Origin of the sequence: Nocardia rhizosphaerihabitans, from assembly GCF_014646295.1 — a bacterium.
In the GTDB taxonomy this organism is placed as follows: domain Bacteria; phylum Actinomycetota; class Actinomycetes; order Mycobacteriales; family Mycobacteriaceae; genus Nocardia; species Nocardia rhizosphaerihabitans.
On record NZ_BMNE01000003.1, the window covers coordinates 61,850 to 77,071 of the forward strand.

The following is a 15,222-nucleotide window of genomic DNA, read 5'->3' on the forward strand; positions in this document are numbered from 1 at the left end:
GCCGACCGAGCCTGATCTCGTAGCGGATGCGCTTATTTTAGTCATCCGTCTTAAACGGATGACTATGATCGTCGGGAACGGATGACGCTTTGTCAATCACCCGAAAGGCGACAACGATGACCGAGAGCACTCCACGCTGCTGGGACCTCCTGGATGACCATGCCAAGAACGTGGCGTCGATGATCGCCACGGCGATCCCCGCCCCGGTGCGCGAACTCGGGCCCGACCTCGCCCGGAAGCTGCTCGCGACAGCACCCGCGGAGCATCCGATCACGCCGATCGCCGTCGCCGAGCCGGTCCGAATTCCGGCCAGGGGCGGTGAAATCGCCGCTCGCGTGTACCGCCGGGACCCGGCTGGTCGCACTCCGGCGCTGCTGTATTTGCACGGCGGGGGATTCGTGCTCGGCACACTCGACGGCGCCGACGAGGTCTGTCGTGCGATCGCGGCGCGATCCGGGTGGACGGTGATCTCGCTCGGCTACCGGTTGGCTCCCGAACACCCGTATCCCGCAGCGCTCGAAGACGCCGTCGATGCCTTCGCCTGGCTGCGCGAGTCGGCGAGCGACCTCGGCGTCGACCCCGACGTCATCGCCGTCGGTGGTGACTCCGCCGGTGGAAACCTCGCGGCCGCAGTGTGTCTCGTGCAGCGCGACAGCGGCGGCTTCCTACCCACGGCGCAGGTCCTCGTCTATCCCGCGGTCGATGACCGGTTCGCCCGAGACTCCTGGACGGAGTTCGCCGACGCCCCACTCCTGAGCGCCGCAGATGCGAAGTGGTTCTACAGCCAGTACGTGGGAGCCGAGTGGGGTGGGCAGGCGGATCCGCTCGCCGCTCCGATGCGGGCGGAATCGCTGCAGGGCTTGCCGCCCGCGCTGGTCGTGACCGCGGAGGTGGACCCCATCCGCGACGATGCCGAGGCTTTCGCCGTGCGGTTGGCGGCGGACGGCGTTCCGGTCACCGCCGTCCGGTACGACGGCGTGTTCCACGGGTTCTTCCCCGAGGTAGGTCTGTTCGCACAATCCGGGCAGGCGATCGATGTGGTGTGCGAGTTTCTCCGACAGTCGACGGAAAGTCCACTGGTTCAAAGGAACTCAGGCAGTCTGGGCCACCGCGGCGCCGTTGAGCCGGGCGTGCATGAGTGATGGCAGGTAGTCCCGGTCTGCTCGGCGACGGTTCGTCGTTCGCAGATCGTCACGGGCCCGCCTTTCCGGCCTGGCCGCAGTCGAACGCCGGAGATTCATGCGGCAAATCCTCTGTATTCCTCCTAAAAACCCTGCTCGACTGCCTTGACACGGCCCGATCACGGGGTTTTAATCGTACGACTAAGTCAAGTGTTTAACTTCTGACGCGAGGTAAGTCATGTCACAAGCAACAACCCTGGATCCCGGGGCCGGCGCGGTCACGGTGGTCGGGCGGCGGACGCCGATGGTCCTGTCGGTCGCGCGCTGCCTGCGAGAAGGGCTCGCGCGCGGCGTCACAGCCGCTCCCGGCAATGAAGCCAGGACCGTGTGCCTGGCATCCACGACCGATAGCCAGCGCGCCCACGTCACCCTCTCGGGCTCCGACCTTCTGGTGACCGCGGATGCGCCGGCCGAAGCGGAGATCACCTGGAACGTCCGCTGGTCCAACCCAGTTCCGACCGAGGACGGACCGGACGGTTTCGCCAAGGACGTCCAGCAGCTGCTGGCCGGACGCGATGTCGACTGGCGTTCTGCTGCGGAGGGCTTCTGGAAACGGGTCAACGCCGCCCCGGGGATCCCGGCAGGACTGGGTGTCGTCTGCGCCGACGACGGCACGGCGATCGGGCTCGGTGACGCGCAACCCGACGGCCATACGGTTCTCGGTACTTCGGCCGCTCTCGCTCGGTTCTTCGAGGGGCGGTCGACTCTTGTCGAGGAACTCGAGGGTGGCGAGTTCGCGATCGATGTCTCGTTTCCTGTTTTCTCCGCGCTTTTCGGCGCCAACCTGAAGGTGGTGTGTGGTGAGCTCTGACCGCTCCGCATTCGACGAAATGACATCGGCGTCCGCTGTCCGTCTCGAAGCGACCAATCACGATGGCGTACTGCTAGGCAAAACGCTGTCCGCCTCGAAGTATCGGTCGGGACGGACCAAGGGGTTCGCGGTTCCGGACTTCGCTCTGGGGCTGGACTTGACGAACCATGGAGCGCTGGGATTCGAGTTGCCGCACTGGCGGTCCGGCGGCTTCATGCCGGATATCGTGCTCCGCCCGGACGAGGACACTCTGATCGAGTGGAAGCCGGGCCTGGCTTCGGTCATCTGTGACTTCTGGACGGTTCAGGGTGCACCGGTGGCAGCAGACCCGCGGCAGACACTCAAGCGGATCGTCGCTGCGTATGCCGAGCGTGGCCTCACTGTCCGCGCGGCTGTCGAAATCGAAGCGAGCGTGTTCCAAGAGTCCATGGATCAGGCCAGGGCTCAGCAGTTCCAGAATCTGACGCCCCTGGGCGGGACCGCCGGCGCCGCGCTGGTCCTCGCGAAATCGCCGGACTTCATGGCCTACACGGAGGCGGTCGTGGCCCGGTTCGAGGAACTCGGAATTCCTTGGGAGGCATGGTCCGACGAAGCCGCGAGCGGGCAGATCGAGTTCAACCTCGCTCCGGCAGACCCGGTTGCGGCCGCCGATCTCTGGGCGCGGGTCCGCCACGTCATGCGTGAAGTCGCGCTCTCGCTCGGGCGCAGCGTCACCTTCATGTCGAAGTTGTCCGCCGAGTACGGCCAGGGTTCGCATCTCAACGTCTCGGTGAGCGACGAGAACGGGAACATCTTCTTCGATTCGGCTGACGCCGACCGGCCGAGTGAGCGGATGCTGCACTTCCTGGGCGGAGTGATGGGTTCGCTCGAGGCATCGACCAGCTTCGCGCTGCCGACGATCACGTCGTACAGGCGTCTACAGGAACTCGAGGGCCCGCCCACTACCCAGACCTGGGGTGTGTTCAACAAATCCTGTGCGGTCCGTGCGATTCTGGCGGGCGATTCGGCGACCAGGCTCGAATACCGCCTTCCCGCAGCCGATTCCAACATGTACCAAACGTTGTCTGTCTTCCTCGCCGCGGGCCTGGCAGGCCTCGACGACAAGGTGACTCCTCCGCCGCCCCATCAAAGGATGGCGTGGGGGCTGCCTCCTGGCGAGATCGCGAGGATTCCGTCGAATCTTTACGACGCCATCGAAGCGCTGGAGAAGGACACCCAACTGCGCCGCTACCTCGGTGACGAGTTCATCGACTACTGGATCGGCCTGCGTCGCTGGGAGTGGCTGTCCTACCACACGCAAACCGAGCGTGACGACGAGCAGATCTCGGTCTGGGAATCGATCCGCTACTTCGAACTGGTCTGATCGGCGAATTCGGCGCAACGGCAAGAAGGAAGAAGCCATGACTGCAAAAGTCACCGGTGAGACGATTTTCGCCGAGCGCTCGAGGTTGCTCGACGACGTGGGTGCGGCCTGCGCGGGCGGACTCCACGCCGGCGCAGAGGTGTGATGTCGACCGGCGCACAGTGGCGTGCCCTGGCCGCCACCGTTCCGACATCGTTCGGGATGTGGGAAGGTGGCGGCTGGGGCAACGCAGTCGACTTCGAAACTGTTCCGCTGTGGGACCCGTGGGCAGGCGAGCATTTCACCAGCGTGCCGGCGGCCACTGCTGCTGATGTCGAGCGCATCGTCAAGACGGCACGCGCTGCCTTCGAGAGCGGCAGTTGGTCGCGTATGGCGCCTGTCGGGCGCGGTCGAATCCTCATCGCCTGGGCCGACCTGATCGAGCAGCATGCCGACGAGTTGGCTGTGCTGATATCGCGCGAGATGGGCAAGCCTGCCCGCGAGGCCCGCGATGTCGAAATAGCCTCCGTTGCAAGGCTTCTCCGCTGGTATGGCGAGCTGGCCCACAAGCTCATGGATCTGTCGCCGCACGGCGTACCGGACGCTGCGGCGTTGGTGACCCGAGAACCGGTGGGAGTGGTGGCGGCCATTACCCCCCTGGAACTTCCCGCTCAGCCTGGCGATGCTCGAGATAGTCCCCGCGCTGATGGCCGGCAACAGTGTTGTTCTCGAGCCGGCGATGCGGAACGGTGTGCGATCGCTCCCGCGGTCTTCGTCGGAACCGACCCCTCGATGGAGATCGCCCGAGACGAGATCTTCGGTCCCGTGGTCTGCCGGCCACGGCGGCGACAGAGGCGCTTACGGGCTCGACAAATACACCCAGCTCGAGACGACCTGAATCGCGGTGTGAACAAGGAATCGCTCAGCCGCCCAACTACGACAACCGGAGGGTCCTGTCATGCCAGAACAGATCACCGCCGCCGTGCTCGGCACCGCACCTGGTCGGCTCGAGCTGGAAACGCTCGAGCTCGACGATCCCGGCCCCGATGAAGTGCTCATCGACGTGCACTACGCGGGACTGTGCCGGTCCGATCTGCACGAGATGGAGGGAGTATTTCCCACCACCTGCCCAACGGTCCTGGGCCATGAAGCAGCCGGTGTAGTCCGCGCGGTCGGCAGTCGGGTGTCGGACGTTCGATCCGGTGACCACGTAGTGACCTGTGTCAGCGCCTTCTGCGGAAGTTGTCACTTCTGTCTGGTCGGCCGGATGAGTTTGTGCGCCAACCGCTACCGGCTGCGGCAGCGAGATCGGCCGGTGCTGACCGATCAGGCTGGGCGGTCGGTACACCCCACCGCGGGCCTGGGGGCCTTTTCCACCGCGATGGTCGTGCACCAACGTCAGATCGTCCGTATCCCCGAAAGCACATCGCTCGCCGCCGCCTCTGTGCTGGGTTGTGCCATCGTCACCGGGGTCGGCGCCGTATTCCACAGCGCCCGAGTGGAACCGGGGTCGACGGTCGCTGTTCTCGGATGTGGCGGTGTCGGAATCGCGGCGATCCAGGGAGCCCGCATCGCCGGCGCCGCCCAGGTGATCGCGATCGACACCGTCGCTGCTCGACTGCACGACGCGCTGAAGTTCGGCGCCACAGCGACGGTGGAAGCCGGCGCGGTCGACTCCGTCGAAGCTGTTCGGAAACTCACTGGTGGGGGAGTGGACTATTCCTTCGAAGCGATCGGTCTGGCTGCCACGGTCGAGCAGGCGTTCGCCATGCTGGGGCCGGGTGGTACGGCTACCGTCCTCGGAGTCGTCCCGGACAGCCAGCCGGTCACTGTGCGCGCGTCGGAGCTCTTCGTCTCCGATAAGCGCCTGCAAGGAGCGTTCATGGGTGCGAACCGGTTTCCCGTCGATATCCCGCGCTACGTCGCGTTCTACAACCAGGGTCGGCTGAACCTCGACGACATGATCTCGGTAGTTCTGAGTCTCGACGAGATCAACGACGGATTCCAGCTCATGAAACACGGCGGAGTTACCCGTGTGGTCGCCGATCTCAGGAGGCCGGAATGAAGCCGGTGCGATCGATCGGATCACCCGCACGGGGATAGCGATGCAGGACGGGTGGCACATCGACGCCGAGATCATCGTGAAAGCAACAGGTTTGGACGTGGTCCTTGGCGGTGAAGCGGCGGCAATGAGATCGCTTCGCCGCTGGGCAACGGTGATCCGTGACAGGAATCCTCCTGAGCAGCACGCCCAAATTGTTGGACGCTTGATTAAGTCAAACAAGTTTAGCGGGTGGTGGCACCGACACCGCGGCCTCGGGAGTCTTCTTAGTCAAGCATTTTAGTCAAACATATTGATCAGATGACTAACTATCGGTAAAGTATGAGTTCCATCACGAATCGGCCCGGCGCTCCGTCGGGGCAACCCCGCTGACTACTACGAACGGACCATCATGTCGACCAACGAACTCACCCGTCTCAGCCCGGACGTCACGGCAGAAGCAGCGACGGAGGTGATCATGCGAGACGGTGGCGTGATCATCGAGGGGCTCTTCGATGTGGCCACCATCGAAGGCATCAAAAGTGACCTGAACCCGATCTTGGACGGGATCGACACCGGCCACGACGAGGTCTTCGCGGGCAACAAGACAAAGCGTGCCGGTGGCTTGTTCGCGCGGACCGAACACATGGTGACTATCGTGTTGAACCCGTTGTACCGAAGCATCGCCGAGCGCATTCTCGACAAACCGATCGATGTTTTCCTGGGCGAGCACTCGGTGACCAGCCCAGCAGGTATGCACATCGGCGGTACGCAGGCCATCAAGATCGGTCCGGGGCAGGGACGCCAGCCGCTCCATCGCGATGACACGGTCTGGCTGTGGCGTCATCCCACTTACCAGCGCGAAGCGCGGGTGCAGATCATGGTGGCGATCAGCGACTTCACCGCCGAGAACGGCGGCACAATGGTGATTCCGGGCTCACACCTGTGGGATGACAACCGCGCTCCGCGGCCCGAGGAAGCGGTCCCGACAGTGATGAAGGCTGGGTCCGCGCTCATCTGGATCGGCTCCACATACCACGGCGGTGGCGAAAACACGACCGAGAACGAGTATCGCTTCGGCCTCTCGACGGGCTACGATCTCGCGTTCCTGCGCCCCGAAGAGAATCCCTTCCTCACCTACACCCTCGACGAGATCCGGTCGTTCCCGGAGCAGATCCAGCGAGCACTCGATTGGTCCTCGGAACACTACGTCGGCTGGGTCGAAGTCGGTGGGCAGATATCCGACCCCATGGAACTGCTCAGCCGTGACGACTACACCGCCATCGGCGCTGGCCTGCCGGGCCGAGTCTGACGGACGCCAAACAGGCGATGTATGCATGATGCTGCCTTTTCCTAGGTCTCGGAACATAGCACCTGCGTTCGACGCAGCATCACCATATTTGCGGCAAGTCATCGAATCTCGCCGGCGCCTGCATGGCGGTGGGTTTCGCCGTCGACCGTAGTGGTCGGCGGCGTCCCGCGCCCCTCCGAAGTCCGTTTCGCAGAACCCTTCTCGAGTTCACCGCCTGGGATCGTTTCGGCATCGGCTACCGACTCTCATGGCTCGCGCCGCTTCCTGCTGGTGAACGTGCTGATCTTGACACTGATGCCGGCGGGTATCGAAGTGCCGCGCTTGAACCCGAACGCGCGTGATGTGGCGTACGCATAGCCCCCGCTCGCCGAAACCACAACGCCAACCGGCCTTCTGCGCGACGGATAGGCCTGATTCGAAGGAACACGAACATGGAATTGCTCTGCCTGCTTGCTGATATATGGATGACCTTCGCGGGCTTCGTCTACGGATGGAAATTCATTCGGCACTACGACAACTACCTGCTCGGACTGGAGTGGCTGATCGTCGGTACGTCCGGTATGAATGCTCTTGTCTGGCTCCTGCTCGGAGGCAATCAGGACAGCCTTCAAGTCCCTCTCGTCTACTTCTTCGATGCCTTCTCCCGATCATTCGGCATCACCCTGATCGTCGTTCTAGGGTTGATGCAAGTCACCCATCGATACAAGGCGCCGTTGGCGGTGGACATCGCCGTGTTTGCGTTGGCAACCGGCGCGGGGCTGTACCTGCAACAGTTTCGCTTCCCCGAGTTCGACCTGGGCCCCGCAACGTTCTACCTCGTCGTCAACGCGCTGACGACACTGTTCCTAATCTACTTCTCGTTGCGGCTCTGGAGGATTGGTGCCAAACGCTTGGCGATCGGTGCTGGGCTGGCTACCGCCGCGGGCACCGCTGTCGCACTGATGGACGACTTCTTCCGGATCCCGGGTGACGACGCGACCCGCACCACGTTTTACACCTTGGCTCTTGCCACTTGGGGATTCCAGCTCTGCGCGTACTACTTCGCTTACCGCGCGTTGCATAACCACAACGCACGGATGGGAGCGGAACCAATGTCCGGTCAACACAGTGTTACCACGAGCGATCGCGGCGAGCCGACAACAAGCGCACGTTGACAAGGGACGTTGAGAGATGAAATCGGCGGGCTCGGTCCGCCTCGCGGGGCGAAGGCCGTCAGCCCGACGATCATGCCGGATTGATACCACTGAATGAACCACCGTGCTGCTGAACGGCACGATCCTCCGAAGGGACCAATTGATGACGGAAACTACGGGCGCTGGTGAAGCCGACATTGCATCGGAAGCGGCGGCGCTTCGACTTGCGGCTGTTCCGGCGGACGTCGTCGAGATCGCGGTGGATTGCATCATCGACACGTTGGCTGCTGCTATCGGTGGCTCGTGCGAGGAAGTCGTGCAGCTGGTGGCTGAGGTCGCCAACGATTCTGGTCGTTGCACGCGACTGGGCGACGGGGCCCGTGTGGGGCCACGCTCAGCAGCGCTGGTCAACGGCATCGCGGCTCATGTTCTGGACTTCGATGACTGGTTGCCTGTGGGCGGGCTTCACCCGTCTGCACCACTTCTTCCCGCCGTGTGGGCGCAAGCCGAGGCGTCAGCCGATCCGACCAGTGTCGACGGCGGCCGACTGCTCGCCGCGTACATCGCCGGGTTCGAAGCCCAAGCCCGCATCGGTGCCGCGCTTGCGCCCCGGCACTACGAGGCGGGATTCCATCCCACCGCCACGGTGGGAGTCTTCGGAGCCGCAACCGGTGCCGCGCACCTGCTCGGTCTCGGGCCGGCCGGCATTCAACGCGCCTGGGGTCTCGCAGCGACCCAAGCTGCAGGCTTACGCGCGGTGTTCGGCTCGATGGGTAAAGCGATGCAGGTAGGGCGGGCGTCTGAGGCGGGACTCTTTTCGGCCCAGTTGGCCGCGGCCGGTGTCACAGCTCCGGGTGATGCCCTCTTCGGACCTGGTGGATTCGCGGCAACTCACTGTCAAGCGGCCGCTGTTGAATCGGTGATCGTTCCGTTTGCCGAGAGATGGTACCTACGTGAGGTTTTGGTCAAGAGGCACGCTGCATGCTTCGGTACCCACGCAGCGATCGATGCGCTGCTGACTTTGCGCGAGGGTCTCGACCCCAGGCGCGTGCGCGAGATCGAGCTGACGGTGCCGGAGCTGTTGCGAACTGTCTGCGCGATCCCGGTGGCCACGACACCGTTGGAGGGCAAGTTCAGCCTGGCGTTCACCGCAGCACTGGCTCTCGTTCGGGGTTCGTGCCAGGTCGAAGATTTCACCCACGCGACAGTCCTCGACCCCGACCTGAGGTCGGTGGCCGAACGCGTCCGGATCCGGTTCGATGCGACACTACGCACTCAGCAAACCCATGTCCGCGTTGTGCTCGAGGGAGGGACGGAACTGCATGCCTCGGCTGACTCGGCCTTACCTCTCACAGCGAGCGACCGGCGTGCGATTGTGCGCGAGAAATTCCACGAGCTTGTCGGCCCCGTGGTCGGGTCCCAACGATGCACCGAGTTGATAAGGGCAATCGAGGAGCTGCCCGACGGCAGCAATGTCTCCACCGTGACAAGCCTTCTCCGCCTGGAGTGATCGGCTCTTCGCGCCACGTTCCGAGCCCCACCGAGAATCGACAACCGCACCGTCATCGTCACCGGCGGTGCCGGCGGATTCGGTTCTGCAACTGCACGGACCTTCGCTGCCGGCCGCGCAAACGTAGTGGTGTCCGACGTCGGCCGGTCGTCAACCTCGCCACCGCGACACAGCCCGACCAGAGGCAGCTCGCGGCCGCCGAAGCGCTCGCGGCAGGCATGACTTCGAGCCCGACGAGCACATCGACAACCCGCAGGCAGGCGGTCAGAGTCGGGATGGTCCTCCGCATTTCCTGAGATACCTCGCCCGGGTCTTGACACTTCAGAATCGTGCTTGTTTAATCAAACGACTTAGTCAAGTGTTTAACTTCGAACTGGTCTGAACCCGGCCGAGTCGACGGCCTCCCGGGGCTTGCGAGGCTCGGCCAGGGGCTGGGCCTGACGACGCCCGGCGCGACACTGCCGCGCCGGGCGTCTCGACACAGACCCGCGTCGGCCCCGTATCTGCCTGCCGCCACCCGGCATCACTGAGGAGTGACTATGAAAACCCCCACCCGCGAGACCTCGTTCGACGTGGTAATCGTCGGCGCCGGAATCTCCGGCATAGCGGCCGCCGTGCAGCTGCAACAGGACTGTCCAGACAAGACGTTCACAGTGCTCGAGACGCGTGAGTCCCTCGGCGGCACCTGGGATCTCTTCAGGTATCCCGGAATCCGTTCCGACAGTGACATGTTCACGCTGGGGTATGGGTTCAAGCCGTGGACCGAGCCACAGGCGATCGCCTCGGGGCCAGAGATCAAGCACTACCTTCAAGAGGTTGCCGATGACTTCGGAGTCACCGAACGGCTCCGCCTCGGGACTCGATTGTGCTCCGCGTCCTGGAGCAGTGTCGAGAAGGCGTGGACGCTGACCATCGAGAGCGACGACCGCGACGAGACGTTGCGATGTCGCTTCCTCTACCTCGCCACCGGCTACTACAGCTATCGCGGCGGTTACAACCCGCCCCTGCCCGGGGAGCAGTCCTTCGGTGGGCAGATGCTGCACCCACAGCAGTGGCCTGATGATCTCGACTACAACGACAAGAAGATTGCTGTGGTCGGCTCGGGAGCCACTGCGGTGACCCTTGTTCCGAGCCTGGCCCGGGACGCGGCGAAGGTGACCATGATTCAGCGGTCACCCGGCTACGTATACATCGAACCGGGTGTGGATCCCGACACTGCGCGGCTCAGGGAGGAACTCGGACCCGAAGCCGCGTTTCGCCAGATCCGAGGACGAAATCTCGCCAGCCAGCAGGAAAACTATGCGGCGGCCCGGCAGAGTCCGCAGGTCTTCAAGAAGCTGATCTTCGACGCCATCGACGAAATCGTCGGCGAAGAGGTTCGGAAACAGCACTTCACTCCCGCATACGACCCGTGGGACCAGCGTGTGTGCGTGGTGCCCGACGCCGATCTGTTCCACGCGATTCGTGAGGGGCGGGCCGATGTCGCTACCGGCGTCATCGACCGGATCACCCGCACAGGTATCGCGATGCAGAACGGGCAGCACATCGAGGCCGACATCATCGTGAAAGCAACTGGTCTGGACATAGTCCTGGGCGGTGAAGCCGATTTCGACATCGACGGTGACCCAGTCGATTTCGGCCGCTGCTGGACCTACAAGGGGCTGGCCTTCTCGGGGGTCCCGAACCTGCTGTACGGCTTCGGCTTCGTCAACGCGTCCTGGACTCTCCGCATCGAACTGGTCAACGAATTCTGGTGCCGGATCCTGAAGCACATGGACGAGCGGGGTCTCACCAGTGTCACCCCGGTCCCCGTGGCCGGGCAGTCTATGGCTGAGCTTCCCTACGTCAGCGACGTGACCTCGGGATATCTGCAACGTGCCGCCGGCAGGTTGCCACTGCAGAGCGACCGGGAACCGTGGGTCAACCCGCAGAACTACGCGGACACAGTGCGCCTGCTCGAGTCGATCGACGACGGCGTTCTCCGCTTCGACAGCTGAGAAGGGTCCCCGCGCAACCACTACGCCGGGATCTATATACAGGAGGGCACCCGAATGCCACACGGAGAGGCGGCCGGTCAGATGGATCCCTTCGAGATCGACATGCTCGAATTCGCGGCCAAGTGGGCGCCGTACGGCGGTAACGACGACGAGGCCTTCATCCGGTTCGGGCTGAGACCGACGGAATTCCATCTGCGGTTGTTGGGTCTGTTGTCCTCCCCGGGTGCGCGTGCACTGCAGTGGTCGACCGTGATCACCCTGCGTTGGCAGTGCCACGAGCGACTGGGGCGGTTGGCCGTGGGAGCATCCTGAACGGAGGGTGTGTGGTCGGCACGCCAGCCTCGGTCGTCCAGCGTACCGGCAGAATTGTCGGATCCGTTGAAGTGCAAGTCATTCCGCCGATTTCGGGTCGACGGTCGCAGTTGGAATCACCCAAGGAGACAGCGTGGCCGGCATGTCCGTCAGGGAGGCGCTGGCCGTCCCGGCGCTTCGCAACGCCGGACCGGTCGTGGTAGCGGGTGCTGCCGGACTGAGCCGTTCGGTCCATTGGGTGCACACAACAGAACTGGCCGACATCGGGCCCCTGCTGCGCCGTGGCGACTTCGTTCTCACCACCGGTATTGCTTTGCCCGATGGCGCTGAAGACCTGGCCGCGTTCGCCGAGAGTCTTGATCGAAGTGCCGTTGCCGGGCTTGCGATCGAGTTGGGACGACGTTGGCGGGAGATACCCGCAGCGCTCGCAATTCCATGTGAGCGGCTGTCTCTGCCGCTTATCGCGCTCTCTCGGGAAGTTCGATTCGCTGCCGTGGCACAGGCTCTCGGCGAACAGATCGTGGACCGGCAGGTCGAGGAACTTCGCGAAGCGCAACGCGTCCACGAGATCTTCACAGAGCTCAGCATCGCCGAGGCGGGGCCGGTCGAGATTCTGGAATGGGTGCAGCGCCTGGCGGGCGCTGCCGTCGTCCTCGAAGACGGGCACCAGGACATCGTCGACTACCGTCCCGGCCCCGGCAATACCTCCTCGTTCCTGGCCGATTGGCGAACCCGTTCACGCGCGATCGCGCTCGACGCACGCACCAACTGGGACGAAGCGAGCGGATGGCTGCTGACCAGGGTGGGCAAGCCTGACCGAGATTGGGGGCGATTGATCATCGAATCTCCCATCGCCCCCAGCCAACGTCTTGTCGCGACCGCTGAACGCGCGGCCGCGGCTTTGGCCTCGTACCGTCTGCACGATCGCCAGCGTGACAGCTTGGTCCGCCGTACCCAACACGAACTCATCGTGCGCCTACTGAGAGATCCCGGTGCTCCGGATTTACAACGACGCTGCGAGTTGGCGGGAGTGCCGCTGGTCGACCGGCAGCTGGTCGGGATGGCGCTCCGACTGCACCGAGCAGCCGACGAGCCGGCCAGGCAGGCAGAACGTTTGGAATCCGTCGTTGGGGCACTGGTGCACTCGACACACGAATTGTGCGTGCCGGCCCTCGTGTGCGAGATCGACGAGGTGGTGCGGTGCCTGCTGTCCTTCCCGATGAATGCTGATGCCGCCGCCGCGACCGACGACCTCGTCAAGCGGGTTCACAGCCGGACGACTCGAATCGTCGTGGCCGCCGGCCGGGCCGTCGAGCGTGCAGGGGAGGTGGACCGGACCCTGCGCGAAGCACTTCACATCGTGGACTCGATTCGACCGGAAGCGCCGGACCGAGCCGTGTACCGGCTCGAGGATGCGCATCTGCGGGGCTTGTTGAGAATGCTCGCCGACGACGACCGGCTGCGCTTGTTCGCCGATCGAGAGCTCGGCCGACTCAAAGAACACGACGCCCGCCGCCAGGGCGACCTGATGGTCACGTTGCGAGCACTCGTGCGCCACCCCGGCAGCAAATCCGACGCCGCGGCCGAACTGCACATGTCCCGGTCGGCACTCTACGACCGCATCGGCCGCATTGCTCGAGTCCTCGACGTCGACCTCGATGATCCGGACATCCTCGTCTCCCTGCATGTCGCGGTTCTCGTCGACGACCTGCTGTGTGGCCGGCAACGTTGACCATCGAACGACATTTCGATCAGAGATCTGCCGGTGCCGATTCCAGCCGAGCCTCGAGCCAGCTGTCGAGGGTGGATACGGCGATCTCCATCTGCTCCGCTGCGCTGGACAGATCTCGGTAACTCAGCCAGTGGAGGGCGACGCCGTCGGCCAAGATGGAGATGAGAAAGGCGATCTGATCGATCGTCGCCGACTCGACCGGACGGTCCCAGCTGGCCTCGCGAAGTAGGGCACGGGCGGTGTCGAGCGACTTGTCGTATACAGCGATGACACCACCCTCCTGTCGACGCCGTGCCCAGCTGATGAGCTCCAATGTCGCCGCGGTGAAACTGGGGGATTCGAGGTAGACCTTCATCACTCCGCGAAGGAGTTGGCGAGCTGTCTCCTTCAGGTCCGTGTGTGGATCACTTTCTGTCAGGGCAGTGCGGAACCTTGCGAGCGCGAACTTGTACACATCGGCGAAGAGGTCGTCCTTGGAGTCATAGCAGTAATGAACCATCGCTATGTTGGCCCCGGCCTGCTCGACTATCCGCCGGGTTGTCGCGCCGGCGACGCCATGGACCGCGATGACTTCTACTGCTGCGGCGACGAGGTCGCTGCGCCGCTGGGCAACGGTGATCCGAGACACGAGCCCTCCCTAGGCGGGCGTCCAGGTGTTGGACGCTTGATTAAGTCGGTCCAAGCCTAGCAGTCGAGGGTGCTTGCCCAGTGGTTCGGGCAGGGAACTTAGTCAAGCATTTAAAACAAACATCTTGATCAGATGACTAGCGTTGCGTACTGTATGAGCTGCATCACGAATCGGGCCACAGTGCCCGGCGGGGCGAGCAGGAAGCGCCGCGGAATGGACTGTCATGCAACAACGAGGTCACTCGACTCGGCCCGCACGCCACGGCAGACGCCTGGATCGGCCACGGGCTCCAGCGGCTCTCGGCCACGCGCGGCGGTCACCGCGCACCTGGACGCTTGTTCATGTCGGCCGGCTGGAGGTATTGCTTCCTGAATCAACAATCGAGACGGGCGTCCGCATCCGATGCCATTCGTCGAAAACCGACACACCAACCGGCCTCTTGCTCTCCTGAGCGGGCCTGACTCAAAGGAACACAAACGTGGAGGCAATACTCCTCTTACTGGCCCTACTGGCCGATCTTTGGATGACCTTCGCAGGCTTCACCTACGGGTTCAAGTTCATTCGGCGGTACAAGAACTATCTGCTCGGCCTGGAGTGGATCGTGATCGGCACGTCCGGCTTGAACGTACTCGTCTGGATACTGCTCGGAAACGATAAGCACAGCATCCAGGTCCCCCTGGTCTACTTCTTCGATGCCTTCTCGCGCTCATTCGGCCTGACCCTGATCCTTGTCCTGGGGCTGATGCAGGTCACCCATCGCTACAAGCCGCCTGTGGCGGTCGAAATCGGTGCGTTTGCGCTGGCCATCGGTGCAGGGGTGTACCTCCAGCAGTTCCGTTTCCCCGAGTTCTATATGGGCCCGGCAACGTTCTACCTCATCACCAACGCGCTGACGACAGTGTTCCTGATCTATTTCTCGTGGAGGCTCTGGCAGATAGGTGCCAAGGGTCTGGCCATCGGCGCTGGACTGACGACCGCCGCGGGAACCGCCGTCGCCTTGATGGACGACTTCTTCCGGTTCCCGGGTGACGACGAATTGCGCACCAAGTTCTATATCTTCGCTCTCGCCGTCTGGGGATTTCAGCTCTACGCCTACTACATCTCGTACCAGAAATTGCATGCCCATCGTGAGGAGACGGGTTCGCAACCGGCATCTGAACATGGCGTGGTGCGCGCTGTCGCATCGAGCCGAGGACAAGAACGCATCGTGAAGGAGAATTGAA

Annotated in this window: 12 protein-coding genes and 3 pseudogenes; 14 read left to right on the forward strand and 1 reads right to left on the reverse strand. The window is 63.6% G+C overall.

What is annotated here, in order from left to right; genetic code table 11:
- Positions 1–116: 116 nt before the first annotated feature.
- The 13 genes and pseudogenes from IEY60_RS13060 (at position 117) to IEY60_RS13110 (ending at position 13,371) form a co-directional block, all read left to right on the forward strand.
- Entirely contained in the window at positions 117–1,142 is a 1,026-nt protein-coding gene (locus IEY60_RS13060; protein ID WP_189027702.1) for an alpha/beta hydrolase, read from the forward strand.
- A gap of 217 nt (positions 1,143–1,359) precedes the next feature.
- Positions 1,360–1,992, forward strand: coding sequence for a hypothetical protein (locus tag IEY60_RS13065; protein WP_189027704.1), 633 nt, complete (start codon positions 1,360–1,362; stop codon positions 1,990–1,992).
- Positions 1,982–3,355 (forward strand): glutamine synthetase family protein, encoded by a 1,374-nt coding sequence (locus tag IEY60_RS13070; protein WP_229739788.1) that lies wholly within the window; start codon positions 1,982–1,984, stop codon positions 3,353–3,355. The genes IEY60_RS13065 and IEY60_RS13070 overlap by 11 nt, the downstream gene beginning before the upstream one ends.
- A 201-nt stretch (positions 3,356–3,556) precedes the next feature.
- Positions 3,557–3,976 (forward strand): annotated as a pseudogene (locus tag IEY60_RS36485) (aldehyde dehydrogenase family protein); the annotation flags it as partial.
- A 22-nt stretch (positions 3,977–3,998) separates the two neighbouring features.
- Positions 3,999–4,054: pseudogene (locus IEY60_RS36720) on the forward strand (hypothetical protein); the annotation flags it as partial.
- 21 nt (positions 4,055–4,075) lie between these two features.
- Positions 4,076–4,384, forward strand: a pseudogene (locus IEY60_RS36725) (hypothetical protein); the annotation flags it as partial.
- On the forward strand, positions 4,293–5,399 hold the full coding sequence (locus IEY60_RS13080) for a Zn-dependent alcohol dehydrogenase (RefSeq protein ID WP_189027706.1): 1,107 nt from the start codon (positions 4,293–4,295) through the stop codon (positions 5,397–5,399). The pseudogene IEY60_RS36725 and the gene IEY60_RS13080, both read left to right, overlap by 92 nt.
- A 388-nt stretch (positions 5,400–5,787) precedes the next feature.
- Positions 5,788–6,687 carry a phytanoyl-CoA dioxygenase family protein gene (locus IEY60_RS13085; RefSeq protein ID WP_189027708.1) on the forward strand — a complete coding sequence of 300 codons (900 nt, stop codon included), beginning with the start codon at positions 5,788–5,790 and terminating at the stop codon, positions 6,685–6,687.
- Positions 6,688–7,118: 431 nt separating this feature from the next.
- Complete coding sequence (locus tag IEY60_RS13090; RefSeq protein ID WP_229739789.1) at positions 7,119–7,841, forward strand: transporter; 723 nt, start codon at positions 7,119–7,121, stop codon at positions 7,839–7,841.
- Between the two features lie 103 nt (positions 7,842–7,944).
- Positions 7,945–9,330: an MmgE/PrpD family protein gene (locus IEY60_RS13095; RefSeq protein WP_189027710.1), complete on the forward strand. Its 1,386-nt coding sequence runs from the start codon at positions 7,945–7,947 to the stop codon at positions 9,328–9,330.
- Between the two features lie 539 nt (positions 9,331–9,869).
- Entirely contained in the window at positions 9,870–11,327 is a 1,458-nt protein-coding gene (locus tag IEY60_RS13100; RefSeq protein WP_189027712.1) for a flavin-containing monooxygenase, read from the forward strand.
- A 54-nt stretch (positions 11,328–11,381) separates the two neighbouring features.
- Positions 11,382–11,639, forward strand: coding sequence for a DUF3263 domain-containing protein (locus IEY60_RS13105; RefSeq protein WP_189027714.1), 258 nt, complete (start codon positions 11,382–11,384; stop codon positions 11,637–11,639).
- Between the two features lie 142 nt (positions 11,640–11,781).
- The gene (locus tag IEY60_RS13110) at positions 11,782–13,371 is read left to right on the forward strand and encodes a PucR family transcriptional regulator (RefSeq protein WP_189029324.1); all 1,590 of its coding nucleotides are present in this window, start codon (positions 11,782–11,784) and stop codon (positions 13,369–13,371) included.
- 19 nt (positions 13,372–13,390) lie between these two features.
- Here the strand turns inward: IEY60_RS13110 and IEY60_RS13115 are convergent, their stop codons facing one another.
- A complete protein-coding gene (locus IEY60_RS13115) occupies positions 13,391–13,999 on the reverse strand; it encodes a TetR/AcrR family transcriptional regulator (RefSeq protein ID WP_189027716.1) in 609 nt (202 codons plus the stop codon).
- A gap of 523 nt (positions 14,000–14,522) precedes the next feature.
- On the opposite strand from IEY60_RS13115, the gene IEY60_RS13120 reads away from it, so the two are divergent.
- Positions 14,523–15,221, forward strand: a complete 699-nt coding sequence (locus tag IEY60_RS13120) for a transporter (RefSeq protein WP_373291723.1) — start codon at positions 14,523–14,525, stop codon at positions 15,219–15,221.
- Position 15,222 lies beyond the last annotated feature (1 nt).

What these genes read in the sequence shown, in the direction of transcription:
- IEY60_RS13060 (WP_189027702.1), top strand. Translation starts at nt 117, where the DNA reads ATGACCGAGAGCACTCCACGCTGCTGGGACCTCCTGGATGACCATGCC.
- IEY60_RS13065 (WP_189027704.1), top strand. Translation starts at nt 1,360, where the DNA reads ATGTCACAAGCAACAACCCTGGATCCCGGGGCCGGCGCGGTCACGGTG.
- IEY60_RS13080 (WP_189027706.1), top strand. Translation starts at nt 4,293, where the DNA reads ATGCCAGAACAGATCACCGCCGCCGTGCTCGGCACCGCACCTGGTCGG.
- IEY60_RS13085 (WP_189027708.1), top strand. Translation starts at nt 5,788, where the DNA reads ATGTCGACCAACGAACTCACCCGTCTCAGCCCGGACGTCACGGCAGAA.
- IEY60_RS13090 (WP_229739789.1), top strand. Translation starts at nt 7,119, where the DNA reads ATGGAATTGCTCTGCCTGCTTGCTGATATATGGATGACCTTCGCGGGC.
- IEY60_RS13100 (WP_189027712.1), top strand. Translation starts at nt 9,870, where the DNA reads ATGAAAACCCCCACCCGCGAGACCTCGTTCGACGTGGTAATCGTCGGC.
- IEY60_RS13105 (WP_189027714.1), top strand. Translation starts at nt 11,382, where the DNA reads ATGCCACACGGAGAGGCGGCCGGTCAGATGGATCCCTTCGAGATCGAC.
- IEY60_RS13110 (WP_189029324.1), top strand. Translation starts at nt 11,782, where the DNA reads ATGTCCGTCAGGGAGGCGCTGGCCGTCCCGGCGCTTCGCAACGCCGGA.
- IEY60_RS13120 (WP_373291723.1), top strand. Translation starts at nt 14,523, where the DNA reads ATGACCTTCGCAGGCTTCACCTACGGGTTCAAGTTCATTCGGCGGTAC.